This is a genomic window from Streptomyces sp. NPDC025806 (assembly GCF_055558275.1).
This window is the reverse complement of sequence record NZ_JBVHMU010000003.1, coordinates 283678-302053: the sequence shown is the minus strand read 5'-3', so window position 1 is coordinate 302053 and position 18376 is coordinate 283678. Positions and strand designations below refer to the sequence as shown.

17 protein-coding genes are annotated in these 18376 nt (G+C 74.5%); 11 read left to right on the top strand and 6 right to left on the bottom strand.

The window, feature by feature from the left end; translation table 11 throughout:
• Positions 1-605: 605 nt before the first annotated feature.
• Together ACZ4E1_RS08425 and ACZ4E1_RS08420 are read right to left on the bottom strand one after the other, a co-directional pair.
• Positions 606-1079, bottom strand: coding sequence for an indole-3-glycerol phosphate synthase (locus ACZ4E1_RS08425; protein ID WP_467537044.1), 474 nt, complete (start codon positions 1077-1079; stop codon positions 606-608).
• Positions 1080-1212: 133 nt separating this feature from the next.
• Positions 1213-2025: a pyrimidine reductase family protein gene (locus ACZ4E1_RS08420; protein ID WP_467537042.1), complete on the bottom strand. Its 813-nt coding sequence runs from the start codon at positions 2023-2025 to the stop codon at positions 1213-1215.
• A gap of 87 nt (positions 2026-2112) precedes the next feature.
• Between ACZ4E1_RS08420 and zapE the strand changes: the two genes are divergently transcribed.
• The 6 genes from zapE to ACZ4E1_RS08390 all read left to right on the top strand — a co-directional run bounded on the left by zapE (position 2113) and on the right by ACZ4E1_RS08390 (position 8062).
• A complete protein-coding gene (gene zapE / locus ACZ4E1_RS08415) occupies positions 2113-3171 on the top strand; it encodes a cell division protein ZapE (RefSeq protein ID WP_467537598.1) in 1059 nt (352 codons plus the stop codon).
• Between the two features lie 169 nt (positions 3172-3340).
• Positions 3341-4681 (top strand): alkaline phosphatase PhoX, encoded by a 1341-nt coding sequence (locus ACZ4E1_RS08410; RefSeq protein ID WP_467537040.1) that lies wholly within the window; start codon positions 3341-3343, stop codon positions 4679-4681.
• Between the two features lie 58 nt (positions 4682-4739).
• On the top strand, positions 4740-5129 hold the full coding sequence (locus tag ACZ4E1_RS08405; RefSeq protein ID WP_467537038.1) for a VOC family protein: 390 nt from the start codon (positions 4740-4742) through the stop codon (positions 5127-5129).
• Between the two features lie 88 nt (positions 5130-5217).
• Positions 5218-6117, top strand: a complete 900-nt coding sequence (locus ACZ4E1_RS08400) for a PPK2 family polyphosphate kinase (protein ID WP_467537036.1) — start codon at positions 5218-5220, stop codon at positions 6115-6117.
• 77 nt (positions 6118-6194) lie between these two features.
• A complete protein-coding gene (locus tag ACZ4E1_RS08395; protein WP_467537035.1) occupies positions 6195-7079 on the top strand; it encodes a TroA family protein in 885 nt (294 codons plus the stop codon).
• 116 nt (positions 7080-7195) lie between these two features.
• Entirely contained in the window at positions 7196-8062 is an 867-nt protein-coding gene (locus ACZ4E1_RS08390) for a polysaccharide deacetylase family protein (RefSeq protein ID WP_467537033.1), read from the top strand.
• A gap of 16 nt (positions 8063-8078) precedes the next feature.
• Here the strand turns inward: ACZ4E1_RS08390 and ACZ4E1_RS08385 are convergent, their stop codons facing one another.
• On the bottom strand, positions 8079-8747 hold the full coding sequence (locus tag ACZ4E1_RS08385) for an ABC transporter (RefSeq protein WP_467537031.1): 669 nt from the start codon (positions 8745-8747) through the stop codon (positions 8079-8081).
• Positions 8744-9829, bottom strand: coding sequence for an ABC transporter ATP-binding protein (locus tag ACZ4E1_RS08380; protein WP_467537029.1), 1086 nt, complete (start codon positions 9827-9829; stop codon positions 8744-8746). Before ACZ4E1_RS08380 ends, ACZ4E1_RS08385 begins: the two co-directional genes overlap by 4 nt.
• A 109-nt stretch (positions 9830-9938) precedes the next feature.
• On the opposite strand from ACZ4E1_RS08380, the gene ACZ4E1_RS08375 reads away from it, so the two are divergent.
• From ACZ4E1_RS08375 to ACZ4E1_RS08360, 4 genes are all read left to right on the top strand, one after another.
• Positions 9939-10697, top strand: coding sequence for a peptidyl-tRNA hydrolase (locus ACZ4E1_RS08375; RefSeq protein ID WP_467537596.1), 759 nt, complete (start codon positions 9939-9941; stop codon positions 10695-10697).
• A gap of 122 nt (positions 10698-10819) precedes the next feature.
• Positions 10820-12130, top strand: coding sequence for an MbnB/TglH/ChrH family RiPP precursor modification enzyme (locus tag ACZ4E1_RS08370; RefSeq protein ID WP_467537028.1), 1311 nt, complete (start codon positions 10820-10822; stop codon positions 12128-12130).
• 241 nt (positions 12131-12371) lie between these two features.
• Positions 12372-13148, top strand: coding sequence for a TIGR04222 domain-containing membrane protein (locus tag ACZ4E1_RS08365; RefSeq protein WP_467537026.1), 777 nt, complete (start codon positions 12372-12374; stop codon positions 13146-13148).
• A gap of 122 nt (positions 13149-13270) precedes the next feature.
• Positions 13271-14902: an alpha/beta hydrolase gene (locus ACZ4E1_RS08360; RefSeq protein ID WP_467537024.1), complete on the top strand. Its 1632-nt coding sequence runs from the start codon at positions 13271-13273 to the stop codon at positions 14900-14902.
• Positions 14903-14982: 80 nt separating this feature from the next.
• On the opposite strand, the gene hemQ is transcribed toward ACZ4E1_RS08360, so the two are convergent.
• Together hemQ and hemG are read right to left on the bottom strand one after the other, a co-directional pair.
• Positions 14983-15717 (bottom strand): hydrogen peroxide-dependent heme synthase, encoded by a 735-nt coding sequence (hemQ, locus tag ACZ4E1_RS08355; protein WP_188336330.1) that lies wholly within the window; start codon positions 15715-15717, stop codon positions 14983-14985.
• Positions 15718-15721: 4 nt separating this feature from the next.
• Positions 15722-17260, bottom strand: coding sequence for a protoporphyrinogen oxidase (gene hemG / locus ACZ4E1_RS08350; protein WP_467537021.1), 1539 nt, complete (start codon positions 17258-17260; stop codon positions 15722-15724).
• Between the two features lie 148 nt (positions 17261-17408).
• Between hemG and ACZ4E1_RS08345 the strand changes: the two genes are divergently transcribed.
• On the top strand, positions 17409-18371 hold the full coding sequence (locus ACZ4E1_RS08345) for a DUF4349 domain-containing protein (protein WP_467537020.1): 963 nt from the start codon (positions 17409-17411) through the stop codon (positions 18369-18371).
• The last annotated feature ends 5 nt before the right edge of the window (positions 18372-18376 follow it).

Sequence of the window (18376 nt, the reverse complement as noted above, 5' to 3'; positions counted from 1 at the left end):
CCCGTGGTCGAGGTCGAGGTCGCGGGCGGGCCTGACAGCCAAGGCCACACGCGGCCTCCGGACGGGCGCAGGCCAATCCCTCGGCCGGGGGCGCGGACAGGCCCGGTGAGCAGGGGCGTCGGCAGGTCCCGTGGTCAGGGCCGCTACGGGGCGGGGCCCGTGCACGGGGGCGCGGGCGGGACCGGTGAACACGGCCGTGGCCGGGACCGATGGCCGATCGCCGTGGGCGGCCCGGTGGCGAGGTCGCCAGGGCCGCCGATCGTCCGGCAGGTCGCCCCCTCCGCCGGGCGACCACCCACCCGGACTCCTCCGTCGGCGCCGCACCCCGGCCCGGATCCCCTCGGTCCCGCCGGGCCCCCAGGCGGTCGCGTCCTCCGTCGGGCGGCCGCCCGACGCGAACCTCACCCGTGGGACCCGGGCCGGCAATGACCACCGCTCGGCGCGGGCGCGGCCTGGATGGCCTCAGGCGCGGACACCGTACGGGTGGCGCGGCGACGGCGGCGCGGGGCACCCCGGCCACGGGCTCGCCCCCTCCGCCGGGCGAGCGCGCGGGCGAGCCCCTCGCCGGACGAGGCGGAAAGGATCCGCGCCCCCGCCGGCAGGCGCTACGCCTTGCTGTGGGAGAAGAGCTTGAGGACCGGGACGCCGACCTTGTGGCGGGCTCGGGAGGCCCAGTCGCGGTGGAAGAACTCCTCGACGTAGTGGGGGTCGGTCAGGACGATGACCTCGTCCGCGTCGACCTCCTCCACCCGGGTCTTCAGGGCGTCGAGCGGGTGGTCCTCGACGAGACGCCCCTCGGCGGCGCAGCCGGCCTGGTGCAGGGCCGTGAGCGAGACCGCGAGGGCCTGCTCGGCGGGGCCTCTGGCGTCGTCGCCCTCGGGGACGTCGCGTTCCTTGGCCGCCTCGTCCAGCTCACCCATCGCGACGTCGTCGATGGCCCGCAGCAGGCGGTCCGCCTGGTCCCCGCGGGGCTGGAGCAGCACATGGAAGGAGACCTCTTCGTCGCCGTGCAAGGTCGTGACGAACTCCACGTCGGCGGACGTCAGGGCCTTCTCGATCATCAATACGCTCGTGAACACGACGGGCGCCCTTCTTCTCCTACCGTGGCCCGCCCGGGAGCGGGTCACTGGGGACCTGCGGAAACCATCCTGCCCCGTGGCCGCACGGGGTCTGCGAGTTTTAGTGTGCCCAGCGGAAGCGAAACGGAACGACTCATTCCGCCGAGTGTCGGCGACACCGGTACCGGGAGAAGAGGAATCCGTCCTCCTCCAGAAGAGATGCCAGGTCGAAACGTTCCGGCACGACAAGAGTGGAACCCCTCGCGATGCGCTGCGCATCGCCCGCCGTGAGCATCGGAGACAGCGTCAGGCAGAGCTCGTCGAGCACCTGTGCGGCGATGAACTGACCCAGCATCCGCGGCCCGCCCTCCGTGAGCAGCCGCCGGTGCCCGCGCTCGGCCAGCGCCTGCACCGCCCGGTCCGGATCCACCGCCCGGCCCTCGCCCGCGATCAGCACCTCCGCGCCCGCCTTGCGCGCCGCCTCGACCCGGTCGGGCGCAGCCCCCGCGCCGGTGATCACGTACGTCGGGACCAGCGGCTGCGTGAAGAGCGGAAGGCTGAAGTCCAGGTTCAGGCTGCCGGTGATCACGGCGATCGACGGGACCGGACCCTGCCCCGCCGCCTCCCGCCGCCCGGCGAAGGCCTCCCGGGCGCGGGCCGGCCGGTACCCCTCCAGACGGACGGTCTCGGCCCCGACGACGACCACGTCGGCGAGTGCGCGCAGGACGCCGAAGATCCGCATGTCGGTCGGGCAGGAGATGGGCTGGGAGCGGCCGTCGTGCTGGGCCGCGCCGTCCAGGGTGGAGACCATGTTGGCGCGCAGCCACACGTCCCCCTCGGCCAGGTCGGGGTAGGCGTAGGCATCCGCGAGCGCGTCGAGGCCCCACTCACCGTCCGTGGGGCCGTCCCGCCCCTCCCGGCCCTGGTGATCTGCTGTTTCGTACGTCACAGGGAACAGGCGTCGCATGGGTGCAGTCTGGCACGGCACCTAGACTGAGGAGCTGTGTCGTCCTCCACCGAAGCCGCAGACATCCGCCATGCGGGTACCGCCCCCCTGACCGACGCGGGCCCGCTGTCCCTGTGCGCACGCGAACCGCACGTCCCGGCGGAGCGCCTCGTCGCCGAGATGGTGCCGCCGCCGCGCTTCAGCTCGGCCCGCTTCGAGACGTACATCCCGGATCCGAACCAGCCGAGCCAGACGCAGGCCGTCCAGATCCTCGGCTCCTTCGCCGCCGGGCTCGGCGCGCCCGCCGCCGGCAAGAAGCGCGGCCTGTTCGGCTTCGGCCGCAAGCCGGCCGTCGCACCGAGCGCCCCGCGCGGCGTCTACCTCGACGGTGGCTACGGCGTGGGCAAGACCCACCTGCTCGCCTCCCTGTGGCACGCCACCGCGGCGCCCGCCGAGCAGAAGGCGTTCGGCACCTTCGTCGAGCTGACGAACCTGGTGGGCGCGCTGGGCTTCCAGCAGACCGTGAAGACGCTGAGCGGCCACCGGCTGCTGTGCATCGACGAGTTCGAGCTCGACGACCCGGGCGACACCGTGCTGGTCTCCAGCCTGCTCGGCAAGCTGGTCGACGCGGGCGTCGCCCTCGCCGCCACGTCGAACACGCTGCCGGGCAAGCTCGGCGAGGGCCGGTTCGCCGCCGCGGACTTCCTGCGTGAGATCCAGGGTCTGTCCGCGCACTTCCGCCCGCTGCGCATCGACGGCGAGGACTACCGCCACCGCGGCCTGCCCGAGGCCCCGCCCCCGTACTCCGAGGAGCAGGTCACGAAGGCGGCGTACGCCACCGAGGGCGCCTCGCTCGACGACTTCCCGCATCTGCTCGAACACCTCGCGCGCGTGCACCCCAGCCGCTACGGCGCCCTGACGGACCATCTCTCGGCGGTCTGCCTCACCGAGGTCGGCGCGATCCCCGACCAGTCGACCGCCCTGCGGCTCGTGGTCCTCGCCGACCGCCTCTACGACCGCGAGATCCCGGTCCTGGCCTCGGGCGAGCCCTTCGACAAGCTGTTCAGCGAGGAGATGCTGAACGGGGGCTACCGCAAGAAGTACTTCCGGGCGATATCCCGTCTGACGGCACTGGCCCGCGACGCCAAGGGGCTCGTGCGGAACTGAAGCCTGACGGGCAGGCCCCCGACCGGGGCCGCGCCGCGTGCTACGCGCGTGGTTCCCGTGGCGAAAGTCGCGTGATAGACACAGCCGGGTCACAGTTCCTGTCCGCCAGCAGGAGGTTGCACCCATGTCACGCACGTCAGATGCACGGCAGTCCGCAACACGACGTCAGATGCTCGCCCGGACCGGCGCCTTGGGCGCGGGCATCGCCTTCGCCGGGAGCCTCGGGGAGCTGTTCGCCGGTTCGGCGGCGGCGCAGGGCCGCAGCGGTTACGGCGACCTGGTGCCCGACCCGGCCGGGCTGCTCGACCTGCCGAAAGACTTCCGCTACAAAGTCCTCTCGCGCGAGGGCGATCCACTGCGCTCCGGCGAGGGCAAGGTGCCCAGCAACCACGACGGGATGACCGCCCTCGAGGGCAGAGGCGGCCGGGTCCACCTGGTGCGCAACCACGAGAACCGGGTCACGGCGAAGATCGGCGTCCCGACCGTCGAGGGACTCACCTACGACCCGATGGGCAAGGGTGGCTGTACGGCCCTCACCCTCGACCGCGACAACAACGTGCTGTCGGAGCGGGTCGGCATCGCCGGCACCGCGGTCAACTGCGCGGGCGGGCCCACCCCTTGGGGCACCTGGCTGACCTGCGAGGAGACCGAGGACAAGGCGGGGACGAACGGGTACACCAAGGACCACGGCTTCATCTTCGAGGTCGACCCGGCCGACCCGCACCGCTCGGGCGCGGTGCCGCTGACCGCGATGGGCCGCTACCAGCACGAGGCGATCGCGATCGATCCCCGGCGCGGGATCGTGTACGAGACCGAGGACTCGTTCCAGTCGCCGTTCGGCCTCTTCTACCGCTTCCTGCCGAACCGGCCCGAGGGCGGTCTCGGTTCGCTGCGGGCGGGCGGCCGGCTCCAGGCGATGCGGGTGCCGGGGGTGCCGGACCTGTCCGCCGTGCAGGAGACCGGCGCGAGCTTCGACGGGATCGAGTGGGTCGACGTGCCCGACCCGCTGGCCGCGCAGACCCCGATCCGCAACCAGGACTTCGGCCCGAAGGGCATCACCCACGCCCAGAAGCTGGAGGGCTGCTACTGGGGCGGGTCCTGCGTCTACTTCGTGTCCTCGTACGCGCGCAGCCGCGAGGGTTCGGCCGGTGACCACTTCGGGCAGATCTGGCGCTACGACCCGGCCGCCCGCCGCCTCACTCTCGTGATCGTCTTCGGGCCCGGCACCGACCTCCAGCTGCCCGGCGAGGAGCCGGACAACATCTGCCTCGCGCCGAGCGGCGGCCTGATGGTGTGCGAGGACGGCGCGGGCGCGCAGCACGTGTTCGGCGTGACGCGCCGGGGCGAGGTGTACGCGATGGCGCGCGGCCGGCAGAACATCGGGACGCCGGACGCGCCGGAGTGGGGCGAGTTCGCCGGCGTCACCTTCTCGCCCGACGGCGACACGATGTACGTCAACTGCTACACGCCCGGGACGACGTTCGCGGTGACCGGCCCCTGGCACCGTTAGGGTCGGTCCGCCCGCGGGTTCTCCCGGGCGACCGGGAACCCGCGGGTGGAGGCCTGACATGACCAGCAAGTTCACGGAACTGGCGATCGACTGCGCCGATCCGGAGGGGCTCGCCGGGTTCTGGTGCCTCGTGCTCGGCTACGTGGTGCAGGGGCGCGAGGAGGGCCTGGTGACCATCGGCTCGCCCCAGGTGCCCGAGGGCAAGGAGCGGCCGGGGCCGGTGCCGCCGACGCTCACCTTCGCGCGCGTGCCCGAGGGCAAGGCCGTGAAGAACCGGCTGCACATCGACGTGAACCCGACCGACACGGACCAGGCCGGCGAGGTGGCCCGGCTGCTCGCCCTCGGTGCCCGGCACGCGGACGTCGGCCAGGGCGACGACGTCAGCTGGGTGACCCTGCACGACCCGGAGGGCAACGAGTTCTGCGTGCTGGCGACCCGCTGTTCCTGAGCGGCGCGGGTGGCGCGCCGGGCCGCCGCGGAGCAGGATCGAGAACACCTGCTCCGGTCCGAGAGGTCCGGTCCGAAAGGGGTGCGCGGTGGCGAAGAACGGCGGCAAGAAGGGCGCGGGGAAGACCGGGCGGCAGCCGGGGCCCGTCCCCCTGCGCGAGCTGCTGCGGGTTCCCCGGGACGAGCGCGTCGACCTGTCGTCCTACGACGCGGCCGGCACGCCCGGCGGTCCGCCCGACAAGGCCGCGGGCGTCGCGGCGAGCGCCCGCGCGGGCGAGCGGCTCGCGGAGCTCCAGGAGCGGTTGTGGGCGGCCGGTTCGGCGGGCGGCGACCGGCGCCGGGTGCTGCTGATCCTCCAGGGCATGGACACCAGCGGGAAGGGCGGCACGGTCAAGCACGTGATCGGCCACTTCAACCCGTCCGGCTGCCGCATCAAGGCCTTCAAGGCGCCGACGGCGGACGAGCTCAAGCACCCCTTCCTGTGGCGCATCGCGCGGGCGCTGCCCGAGCCGGGCGAGATCGGCATCTTCGACCGCTCCCAGTACGAGGACGTCCTGATCGCCCGTGTGCGCGACCTGGCCCCGCGCGACCGGCTGGCCCGCCGCTACGACGAGATCAACCACTTCGAGAAGTCCCTCGCCGAGGACGGCGTGACGCTCGTGAAGTGCTTCCTGCACATCTCGTACGCGCAGCAGAAGCGCCGCCTCCTGGAGCGGCTCGACAACCCGGACAAGTACTGGAAGTTCAGTCCGGGCGACATCGAGGACCGGGCGTTGTGGCCCGCCTACCAGGAGGCGTACGAACGCGCCCTGGAGCGCTGTTCGACGGAGACGGCTCCCTGGTATGTGGTCCCCGCCGACCGGAAGTGGTACCGGAACTGGGCGATCAGCCACCTCCTCCTGGAACATCTGGAGGAGCTCGATCCGCAGTACCCGAAGGCGGAGTTCGACGTGGCGGAGTGCCGGGACCGGCTGCTGGCGATGCCGTGACGTGAACGCGCCGCACGGCGACCGCAGTTGAGGGGTTGCCCCACATGCCCCGCCGGTCGCGTGGGCAGGGTGGCCGTATGACTTCACCATCCGCACACACATGGGAATTCACCGACGACCGCGGCCACCGGGCCGCAGCCCCCGGCGTTCCGGAGCGGATCGTCGCGTACATCCAGGCCGGGGCCGGGCTGCACGATCTCGGGGTGACGCCCGTCGGCATCTTCGGCTCCTACCATGACGGGGAGCGGGCGGACCGGGCGAAGGCCGGCGCGCTGCCGCTCGGGGAGGTGGCGTATCTGGGCGCGGGCGCGGGGCTCGGCCTCGACGACGTGCTCGGGGTGCGCCCGGATCTGGTGGTGGCGCTCACGTACGGGGGCGGGCAGGTGTACGGGATCGAGCCGGACACGGCCAAGCACCTGGAGGAGCAGGTCCCCGTCGTGGTGTTCGACGTGGGTCAGGGGCGGAGCCTGGCGGACGTGCGGGAGCGGTTCGCGGAGCTCGGCGCCTCGCTCGGGGCGGGCGAGGCGCCGGCCGCGGGGGCGGCGCTCGCGCGGGCCGAGCGGGACCTGACGGAGGCCGCGGGCGCGGCGGGCGGAGCGCGGGTGCTCGCGCTGTCGCCGGGCGGGCCGGACAGCGTGCATCTGGCGCGGCCCGCGAAGTGGCCGGACCTGAGCGCGCTCACCGCCCTCGGTGTGGCGACGGTCGAGCCGCCCGAGGGCCCGGGGGCCAACTGGCACACGGGCGGCTGGCCGGACGCCGCCGCGCTCGCCCCGGACGTCGTCCTGCTGGACGCCCGGGCGAACGCGGCGCCGGAGGCGGCGTACGGGACGGACCCGGCGTGGGCGGCACTGACCGACCGGGCGACGGTCCTGCCGTGGAACCCGGAGATCCCACCGAGCGCGACGGCCCACGCGACGCTCCACCGGAGCCTGACGGAGGCGCTGCGGGCACGACGCGACTGAGCCGGGACAACCGGCGCCGAGCGGCCTTGCGCCGGTCGGACCAATGACGCGAGGGGCACGGGGCCGGAAGCCGAAGCCTGCCCGATGTGCCGCATTAATAGGCTTATCGTCTCGGCGTGATCAACTCCGTACGCCGCACCGTGTCGACCTGCGTCCTCGCCGCCCTCGCCCTCGGTGCCGCCGCCTGCGCGGGCGACGGCACCGGGCCCGCGCACCCCGCCCGCGCCGACCGGCCCGCCAAGAGCCCGACGGCCGCCCCCTCCCCCGCGGGCGCGCCTACGCTCGCCCCCGGACCCGGGGGCCTCACCCGCGTCTTCAAGAACGCGCCCCGGTCGAAGGAGCGCGTCGTGGCGCTCACCTTCGACGCCGACATGACCGCCGACCAGGGCCCGCGGGCCGCGGCCGGCGAGCACTTCGACCACCCGCAGCTCATCTCCACGCTCCGCAGGCTGAAGGTGCCCGCGACGGTCTTCATGACGGGGCGCTGGGCCGACCAGTACCCGGCCGAGGCCCGTGACATCGGCGCCGACCCGCTCTTCGAGGTCGCCAACCACTCGTACAGCCACTACGCCTTCACGAACGACTGCTACGGCCTGCCCACGGTGCCGCCCGCCCGGATGCGCACGGACGTCGAGCGGGCGTTCACCGCGTTCCGCAAGGCCGGGGTCGAGCACGTCGTGCCGTACTTCCGCTTCCCCGGCGGCTGTTACGACAAGCAGGCGCTGCGGGCCCTCGCCCCGGCCGGGGTGACGGCCGTGCAGTGGGACGTGGTGAGCGGCGACGCGTTCGCCACCGACGCGGACGCCGTGTCGCGGCAGGTGCTCGACGGGGTGCGGCCGGGTTCGGTCGTCGTCCTGCACTGCACGCGCAGCGCGGCCCCGACGACGGAGCGCGTGGTGCGCACGGTCGTGCCGCAACTGCGCGCGAAGGGCTACCGGTTCGTACGGGTCTCCCAGCTGATCGGGGCCGCGCGCCACGGGTGAGAGGCGTGCCCTGCGGTCAGCGGCGGGACGCCAGGGCGCAGGCCGCCGCCGCGCCGGCCGCCGCGAGGGCGAGCGCGCCCAGGAAGGGCAGCGCGGGCAGCGGGATCTCGCCCCGCTGGGAGCCGGTGATCAGGGCGGTCACGGCGGAGCGCGCCGGGGAGCCGGGGGCCACGAGGGCGAGCAGGGTGCCGAGCAGGAGCGCGGCCACGCCCGCCCCGGTGCCCCGGATCACCGGCCATGTGGTCAGGGCACCCACGGCGGTACCGGCGAGGGCGCAGGTCCAGGCCGTGAGAAGCCCGGCGCCGGCCGCCGGCAGGACCGCGACCGGAACCCGGTGGTCGGTGCTCACGCCGTCCGCGAGGAGCGCCACGACGAGAGTGGCGAGGGCGCCGAGCAGGGCGGTCGCGAGCAGGGCGGTGAGCAGGCTCGCGAGGTGCGCCCGCCAGGGCGTGGTCGCCGCGGCCGTGCAACCGCGGGCGGCGGGCGGCTCGTTGGAGACGCAGATCCGGGCGAGCCAGGCGCCCGCAGGCAGCAGGCCCGCCGCCGCGTAGCCCAGCGAGTCGAGGACCGGCTGCCCGCCCTGGAGCCCGACCGCCAGGACCGCCGCGTACAGCACGACGGGCGCGAGCCAGCGCTGGGAGCGCAGCAGAAGCCCGGACTGGTAGGCGAGCAGGGCCGTGGTCATCGGGCCTCCGGGGAGCTGGGCGATTCGGTCCGGACGGCGACGACGTGCCACGGTGGGTGGGCTTCCAGCAGCGCGCGCAGGACGGCGTCGGAGTACGGGGCGGACGTGGTGACCCGGACGGTACGGGCGTCGAGGCGGGTCAGCGTGTGCGGCTGCGGAAGCCCGGCCGGATCGTGCGCCGGACCGGTCGCCTCGACCACCACGAAGTCCTCCCCGACGACGCGGGGCCCACTCGGCGCACCCCGCCGCACCGCGTCCGCCACGCCCGCCGGGTGCCGCTGATCATCGTCTGCGTGGACGAGGACGCCGCCGACCGCCACGCCCCCGCCCGACGGGTCGCGGCCGGCGAGTTCGCAGCCCACCGACTCCCGGTCCGGCACGGGCACGACCCGGCCCCCGGCGCCGGTTCCGGCGGGGTCGGGCCCCGCCGGTTCACTGTCCGGCACGGGCGACACCCGGCCCCCGGCCACCTCGTACACCGCGTCAGCGGCACCCGCCAGGCGGCGCGGGTCGTGGTCCACGTAGACGACGGCGCCGCCCGCCGCCGTGCGCTCGGTCACGGCACGGTCCAGCTCGTCGCGGGCGGCGGGGTCGAGGCCCGTCCACGCCTCGTCCAGGACGAGCAACTCCGGTGCGGCGAGCAGGGCTTGAGCGACGGCCACCTTCTGGCTGCTGCCCTTGGAGAGTTCGGCGAGCGGGGTGTCCGCGTACGCGGCGGCGCCGAAGCGCTCCAGTTGCTCGCGGGCCCGCCGGTTCGCCTCGGGGCGGGCGAGGCCGTGGACGCGGCCGAGGTGGGTGAGGTAGCCGAGCGCGGTGAACGGCAGGGCGGCGGGGAAGCGTTCGGGGACGTAGGCGGTACGGGGGCGGCCGAGGACGCGGCCGGCGCCGGGGGCGTCGATCCCGGCCAGGACGCGCAACAGGGTCGACTTTCCGGAGCCGTTGGCGCCGCGCACCCGGATCAGGGCCCCGGCCGGCACGTCGAGGTCGACGTCGCGCAGGACCCAGGGTCCGCGGAGCCCGTAGCGGCGTCCGACGCGGCGGAGGGCGAGCGGTCCCGCGGGCGGTGCGGTCGGGGTCGGCATGGCGACCATCGTGGCGCATCGCGGGCGCGGGCGGGGCGGCAGGGCCGAAGCGGGCGCCGGGCGCGGATCGGTGGCTGGCAGACTGGTGGGTGTGACCAGCGACGACGACCTGAGCCAGGACCTGGACGGCCTCGACCGGGACCTTCCGCCCGCCGACAGCCCGTTCCGCACCGAGCCCACGCCGCGTGACGAGGCGCCGCAGTTCGTGCTGCCGCTCGTGGCGCGGATCGAGCGGGCCGAACCGCCGGCGCGCACGGCCGCCCTGGAGACCGCGGCGCGCGCCGTCCTCGTGCTGCTGTCCGACGACCGCGCGCTCGGCGACGGGGAGTGGGCGCGGGCCGTGCGGGACTGGCAGGACGCGCGGATCCGCAAGGTGGTGCGGCGGGCCCGGGGCGCCGAGTGGCGGCGTGCCGAGGCGCTCGACGGCATCACGGTCACGGGCGGCGGGGCGGAGGTGCGGGTGTTCCCGCCGGTGCCGCTGGACGGCTGGCCCAAGGACCTGGCCCGCCTCCAGGTGTCCGGCACGGACCTCGACGACCCGGAGCCGCCGCCCGCCCCGGACCCCTCCGCGCCGGTCCTCTGGCTCAACCCCGACCTCGGGATGACGGCGGGCAAGGCGATGGCGCAGGCCGGGCACGGCGCGCAGCTGGCCTGGTGGGCGCTGTCCGAGCCGCAGCGCAAGGAGTGGCGCGAGGCGGGCTTCCCGCTGGCGGTCCGCACCGCCGACCCGGCCCGCTGGGAGCCGCTGACCCGGGCCGGTCTGCCGGTGGTGCGGGACGCGGGCTTCACGGAGATCGCGCCGGGTTCCTGCACGGTGGTGTCGGAGGGCGGCACCCGGTACGCGCCGCTGGGCCGCGTGACGCGGTAGTCCCGGCCACGGCCGAACCTCAAATGTTGCTCTGAACGTCCTCGCTCGTGGATTCGGGCGCGCGCGGCGGGGTCATGACACCTGCACGCGGCAGCACGACCACGCGGCAGAGGGGGACGGACATGGAGCGCCTGACAAGGCTGGGCACGGGGATCGGCTGGCGGCCGGAGATCGCGGAGATCGTCGAGGCCATGCCCGGCATCGACTGGGTCGAGGCCGTCGCCGAGAACGTGTGCCCGGGCCATCTGCCCGAGTCGCTGGTGCGGCTGCGCGAGCGCGGCGTCACGGTCGTGCCGCACGGCGTCTCCCTCGGCCTCGGCGGCGCGGACCGGCCCGACGAGGGTCGGCTCGCGGATCTGGCGGCTCGCGCGCAGGCGCTGGGCGCGCCGCTGGTCACCGAGCACATCGCGTTCGTACGGGCCGGCGGCGAGCGCACGGCGTCACCGCTCCTGGAGGCCGGTCACCTGCTGCCCGTGCCGCGCACCCGGGACGCGCTCGACGTGCTCTGCGCGAACGTGCGGATCGCGCAGGACGCGCTGCCGGTGCCGCTCGCGGTGGAGAACATCGCGGCGCTGTTCTCCTGGCCGGGCGAGGAGATGACGGAGGGCCAGTTCCTGTACGAGCTGGTCGAGCGCACCGGGGTCCGGCTGCTGATCGACGTCGCGAACCTGCACACCAACCACGTGAACCGGGGCGAGGACCCGGCGAAGGCGCTGGCCGAGCTGCCCGTCGAGGCGATCGCCTACGTCCACGTGGCGGGCGGCTTCGAGCGCGACGGCGTCTGGCACGACAGCCACGCCCACCCGGTCCCGGAGCCGGTCCTGGACATCCTGGCCGACCTGGCCTCCCGGGTGAGCCCGCCCGGCGTCCTCCTGGAGCGCGACGAGAACTTCCCGGACGACCCGGCGGAACTGGGCCGCGAGGTCGAGCGGATCCGCTCGGTGGTGGCAGCGGCCTCGGCCCCGGCCGCACCCGGCCACCCGGCCGAGCGGCCCGACCCCGGGCCCGTCGCCGAGCCCACCCGTGGTCGCGTCGCCCTCGCCCAGGCGGCGCTGCTGTCCGCGCTGGTGGCCGGTACGCCCGCGCCGGAAGGGTTCGACCGGGGGCGACTCGGGGTGCAGGCGCGGGCGCTGGCCGGAAAGCGGGCCGATGTCGTCGCCAAGGTGGCGCCCGAGCTGCCGCAGATCCTGGGCGCGTCCGCGTACCGGGCGGCGTTCCTGGGATACGCGCAGCGGCGGCCGATGACGGCCGGCTACCGGCGGGACGCGCTGGACTTCGCCGAGGACCTGCTGCTGGGGCAGCGGGTCACGGAGCCGGGGGCCCGGCGCCGGCTGACCGACTGGTGGCTGGACCGGTCGGGCCCGGCCCCGCTCTCGGGCCGCCCGGTGGCCCGAGCCCTGCGGGCCGCGCGGTTCGCGCTGCGCCGGGGATGAGCCGGTGCACCGGTGGGCGGGCTGACCGGTTTCGTCGCCGGGTGCGCCAACGTGGGGGCTGGTCGCGCCCCGCGGCGGAGCCGCTGATGGACAGAGCCCCGCGCCCCTGAAATGCAGACCCTTCGGGCCGCATTTCCCCGATGGCGGCTCCGCCCCGCCTCGCCCCGACCCGCGCGGAAATCTCGTCCGCATATTGAACGGGCCATAGCGGTTACCCGGAGACCTGCCGTAGAAACTCTCCATGTTCTGGCTCCTGTTCCTGGTACTGGCCGGCGGCCTCGCCCTGGTCACGTGCGGGCGGCTGTGCCTCGCCGCCGTGCGGGCCGCCGACGCCGAGCGCGCCGCGGGCGACGGCGAGGGCCCGCACGAGCGGGTGCTGTCCCTCTACGAGACGGCGTTCCTCTCGGGCGGCCCGCGCCGCGTCGCGGACGTGGCGCTCGTGTCGATGGCGCGCAACCGCCGGCTGCTGCTCGCGCACACCGGCTGGGCGACGGTCGTCGACCCGGTCGGCGTCGACGACATGGAACGCTCCGTGATCGGCGCGATCGGCCCGGAGGGTCAGTCGCGGATAGCGCCGGTGCGCTCGGCCACGGCGTCGGGCGACGCCGTGCGCACGCTGACCGCGCGTCTCGTGGCGGCCGGCCTCGCCACCCCGGACACCACCCGCATCACGGTCGCCGCGGGCGTGGCCCAGGTGAAGGCGGCGGCCGTGACCATAGCGGTCCTGGCGGCGGTCGCGACGCTGATGCCGGGTCAGGAACCGCCCAGGAACATGCCGGTGGCGCTGTGGTTCCTGCTGCCGCTGCTGCTCACCCTGTGCTGCCTGTTCGTCGCCCGGTTCGAGATCCACCCGTACACCCACTGGGCCTCCCCCACCGGTCAGCGCCTGCTCTCCGCCCTGCCCGACGGTACGGGCAGCCTGCTCGCGGTGGCGCTGCGCGGGGTGCCGGCGGTGGACGACCCGGCGCTGCGGTCCGCGTTCGCCCACCCGGCACGCGAGCCCGGGGACCGTCTCTGAGCCGCACGGGTCCGGCGGCGCATCGGGGTCATTGATCCGACACCGGCGGCCCGGTGCTTTACTTCGCCAACTACCGCCCCAAGGATCCCTTTTGTTCACGACGAAAGGGATGACCCCGAGCGATGAGAGCAGCAGCGTCCGCCTCCGCCCGCTACGCCGCCGCGGGATCGCTGGTCCTGGCCGCGTTCGCGGCCGGCCCCGCCCCCGCCGCGGGCGCCCTGCCCGCCGGTCCCGACGACGCCCGCGCGCGGGGCACCGCGCTCGCCGCCGAGCGGGCCGCGGAGGCCGGGATCCGGTTCGGCGCCTGCCCGGCCGCCGAGAACCTGCCGGAGCCGCTGACCTGCGGCACCGTCACCGTCCCGCTCGACTACGCCGCCCCCGACGGCAAGAAGATCAAGCTCACCGTCAGCCGGGTCAAGGCCACGGGCAGGGCGGGCGGGAAGAAGGTGGCCCGGCAGGGCTCGTTCGTCTTCAACCCGGGCGGCCCCGGCGGCAACGGCATGTACTTCCCGCTCGCCGGGATGATGCCGGAGTGGAAGCGCATCGGCGCCGCCTACGACCTCGTCGGGTACGCGCCGCGCGGCGTGGGCCGCTCCGCGCCGCTGTCCTGCCGGGACCCGAAGCACCTCGGCAAGGGCCCCACGCTCGCGCCGACCCACCCCTCGGAGTCGTACAAGAAGGAGCGGATCGCCCGCGCGAAGTCGTACGCGCGGGGCTGCGCGGAGCGCAATCCGGACCTGGAGCACTTCACGACGCTGAACAACGCCCGGGACCTCGACGTCCTGCGGGCCGCGCTCGGCGAACAGCGGCTCACGTACATGGGCGCTTCCTACGGGACCTACATCGGCGCCGTGTACGCGACGCTGTTCCCCTCGCACGTGCGCCGGATGGTGTTCGACTCGGCGGTCGACCCGTCGCCCGGGCGCGTCTGGTACCGGAACAACCTGGCCCAGTCCGCCGCGTTCGAGCGGCGCTGGGCGGACTTCCGCACCTGGGTCGCCGAGCACGACGACACGTACGGCCTCGGGAAGACGCCCGAGGCGGTGCAGCGGACCTACGAGGAGGTCCGGGCGGAGCTCGCGCACACGCCCGCCGGGAAGAAGGTCGGCCCGGGCGAACTGCAGTCCGCGTTCCTCCAGGCCGGCTACTACGACGACTACTGGCCGATCCGGGCGCTGGCCCTGTCCGAGTACCGGGCGGGCAATCCGGAGCCGCTCATCGGCCAGGCCGCGCCGGTGGCGTCGCCGATCGCGGCGAAGGAGAACGAGAACGCGGGCGCGGTCTACACGGCCGTCGAGTGCAACGACGCGCCGTGGCCGGAGGACTTCCGCGTCTGGGACCGGGACAACACGCGGCTGGCGCGCGTGGCCCCGTTCGAGACGTGGGACAACGCGTGGACGAACCTGCCCTGCGCCTACTGGAGCGGCCCGCGTCAGCAGCCGCTCGACGTGCGGACGCTGCCGGGCGCGCTGCCGCCGACGCTGATCCTCGCCGCGGAGCGGGACGCGGCGACGCCGTACGCGGGCGCGAAGGAGATGCACCGGCGGATCGCCGGGTCCGTGCTCGTGACCGAGCGGGACGCGGGGACGCACGGCGTGGGCGGCGGCCCCAACGCCTGTGTCAACGGGCATCTGGACGCGTACGTCCTGGACGGGCGGCTGCCCGAGCGGCGGTCGGCGTCCTGCGCGGCGCACGCGGCGCCCACGCCGCTGGGCTCGGGCGGGCCGCCGGAGAAGGCGCTGCGGGCCCGGTGACCCGCGCGTGAGCACGCGTGAGGGGCGGGGCCGCCGTGGCCCCGCCCCTCACCCATGCCTCAGGTCCGTGCCGCCGTCGCTCAGGCGAGGCCGGCGACCAGGTCGGCGACGCTCTTGCGGCGGCCCGTGTAGAACGGGACCTCCTCGCGCACGTGCCGACGGGCCTCGGAGCCGCGCAGGTGACGCATCAGGTCGACGATGCGGTCCAGCTCGTCGGCCTCGAAGGCGAGGATCCACTCGTAGTCGCCGAGCGAGAACGAGGCGACCGTGTTGGCCCGCACGTCCGGGTAGCCGCGGGCCATCTTGCCGTGGTCGGCGAGCATCTTGCGGCGCTCGTCGTCGGGCAGCAGGTACCACTCGTAGGAGCGCACGAACGGGTAGACGCTCACGTAGTTCCGGGGCGTCTCGTCGGCGAGGAACGCCGGGATGTGCGAGCGGTTGAACTCGGCGGGGCGGTGCAGCGCCATGTTCGACCACACCGGCTCCAGGGCGCGGCCCAGCTTGGTGCGGCGGAAGAGGTTGTACGCCTCCTGGAGCTGGTCGGCGGTCTCGGCGTGCCACCAGATCATGAGGTCGGCGTCGGCGCGCAGGCCGGACACGTCGTAGGTGCCGCGGATCGTGACGTCCTTCGCGGCGAGCTGGTCGAACAGCTCCTGGACCTCGTCCGCGTAACCCGCGCGGTCCTCGGGCAGAACGTCCTTCAGCTTGAAGACGGACCAGAGGGTGTAGCGGATGACCTCGTTGAGGTCCTTGGCGAGCTTGCCCTTGTTCGGGATCCGGGCAGCCTCGGGGGTGGTCGTGGTGTCGTCGCTCATGCCCTTATTCTCCTGCTCCGCCGTGCAGGCTCTGCACCGGGTTCGCCTCCAGGGCCGCACGGCCGCTCGCGTCGCCGCGCAGCTCGTCCACGGCGGCGTACGCGCTCGCGATGCAGGCGGGCACGCCGACACCGTCGTAGGCGGCGCCGCACACGGCGAGACCGGGCAGCTGCCCGATGAAACCGCGGATCCGGGCGACCTTGTCCGTGTGCCCGACCGGGTACTGGGGCAGGCCGTCCTGCCAGCGCGTGACGTGCGAGGCGACGGGCGAGGCGTCCAGGCCGGTGGCCTCGCGCAGGTCGTGGCGGGCCACCTCGACGAGGTCGGCGTCGTCGCGGCCGAGGTCCTTCTCGTCGCCGTAGCGGCCGACGGAGGTGCGGACGATGTGCAGGTCCGGGTTCTCGGCGGCGATCCAGCCCCACTTCTGGGAGGCGAACGTGGCGGCCTTGATGGTGTGGCCGTCGACGGGCGGTACAAGGAAGCCGCTGCCCTCGGGGAGTGCGGCCGTGTCCTTGGCGTAGGCCAGGGTGATCAGGGCCATGGAGGCGTACTCGATGCCGCGCAGTTCCTGGGAGGCCATGGGGGCGGCCGTGCGCAGGAGGCCCGCGGCCGGCGTCGCGGGGAGGGCGACGACCACTTGGTCCGCTTCATAGGTGCGGCCCGATTCGGTGACCACGCGCCATTGGGGTGCAGGGGGCGTTGTCGAGCGCGCGTTCGTGGTGGCTGATCGCGCAGTTCCCCGCGCCCCCAAGGACGTTGCCCGCTCCCCCAGAATGATCTTGCCGCCCCTGCGGCGCACCGACTCCGCGACAGCGATCGGCAGCGTGCCGATGCCGCCCTCGATGCCCATGAAGACCGGGCCCTGCTGCTGGGTGCGGGCCGTCTTGGCCTGGAGGGCCCGGACCGCCGCGGTGAGGGAGCGGTGGTGGCGGGCCTCGGCGAAGAGCTGGGGGACGGCGCTGCGCAGGGAGATCTGGTAGGCGTCGCCCGCGTAGACGCCACCGAGCAGCGGTTCGACGAGGCGGTCGACGACCTCGCGGCCGAGCCGGGCCGCGACGTACTCGCCGACGGCGACGTCCTCGCCCATCTCGGTGGGCGGCAGGTCGGCGTCGAGCTCGATGCGGCGCAGGCCCTCGTCGGAGAGGACGCCGGCGAGCGCCTCGGCGGTGCCGGGGACGCCCATGACGTGGCCCTTGGGCAGGGGGCGCAGCGCGCCGCGGGTCCACAGGGAGGCGGTGGCGGTGCCCGGTGGCTGGAGCCGGTCGCCGAGGCCGACCTCGCGCGCCAGGCCGACCGCCTCGGGGCGGCGGGCCAGGAGCGACTCGGCGCCGAGGTCGACGCGGGCGCCGGCGATCTCGCCCGCGCGGAGCTTGCCGCCGAGCCGGTCGGAGGCCTCCAGGACGGTGACCCGTACCGGTTCGTCGCCGTCGAGCAGCCGGTGGGCCGCCGCGAGTCCGGTGATGCCGCCGCCGATGACGAGGACGTCCTTCTGCCGCCCGCTCGCCGTGGATGTGTCCGCTTCCGGTGTCTCCGCTTCGTGCATGACCCCACTCTCTCAGAAGGGCTCCGGCTCACCGACGTGTCCCGAACGTGACCGCTTCGGGACCGTGCGGCAACCACCCGAAGGGCGGCTCGCGCGTCGAAGGGGGCGTCCATGTCGGTTCCGTTCCACGGGTCCTGGGGGTACGTCCATGCGTGCTGGTGCTGCACGACGGCTGCGGCCGGTTCATGTTCTGGTGGTGCCGTTGCTCGGCGCCGTGCTGGCGGTCGCGGGCTGTTCGGCGGGGGGTGACTCCGGCGCGTCGGAGAAGGCTGCCGCGGCCGACGCCAAGACGGGCGGCGGGTCCGCCGCGCGGGACGGCGCGGCGGCGCCGTCCGGCGAGTCGGCGGCGAGAAAGTCGCCGAAACTGACCGGGGTCCACATCATCCGCACCGCGCATCTGACGGTCCGGGTGAAGGACGTGCCGCAGGCGCTGGACCGGGCGCGGTCGCTGGCCGAGGAGTCGGGCGGCATCGTCGGCAGCGAGACCACCGACCGCGACGGCCACGGCCGCGAGCGCACGCTCGTCACGCTCCGGGTGCCGCAGGAGTCGTACGCGGACGTGCTGGAGCGGCTGTCGGGCAGCGGGAAGCTGCTGGAGCGGAACGTGACGGCGAAGGACGTCACCGACCAGGTCGTCGACGTGGACAGCCGGATCAAGTCCCAGCGGGCCAGTGTGGCGCGGGTGCGGGAGCTGATGGACCGGGCGACGAAGCTGAGCGACGTGGTCACGCTGGAAGGCGAGTTGAGCAACCGTCAGGCCGAGCTGGAGTCGCTGCTCGCGCAGCAGGCGTCGCTGAAGGACCGGACGACGCTGGCCACGATCACGCTGCGGCTCACCGAGTCGGCGCCCGCGGGGGCCGGTGACGAGGACGACGGTCCGGGGTTCCTGGACGCGCTGGCGGGCGGCTGGGACGCGTTCGTGTCGGTGTTGCGCTGGATCGTGATCGTTCTCGCGGCGGTGCTGCCGTTCGCGGCGGTCCTGGCGCTCGCCCTGTTCCTGTGGCTGCGGGTGCTGCGGCCCCGGCTGCCGCGCCGCCCCGCGCCGGTGGCCCCGCGGCCGGGCTCGCTGCCCGCGCACCCGGCGCGCGGCTCCGACGACGAGCGGGAGTGACGCGG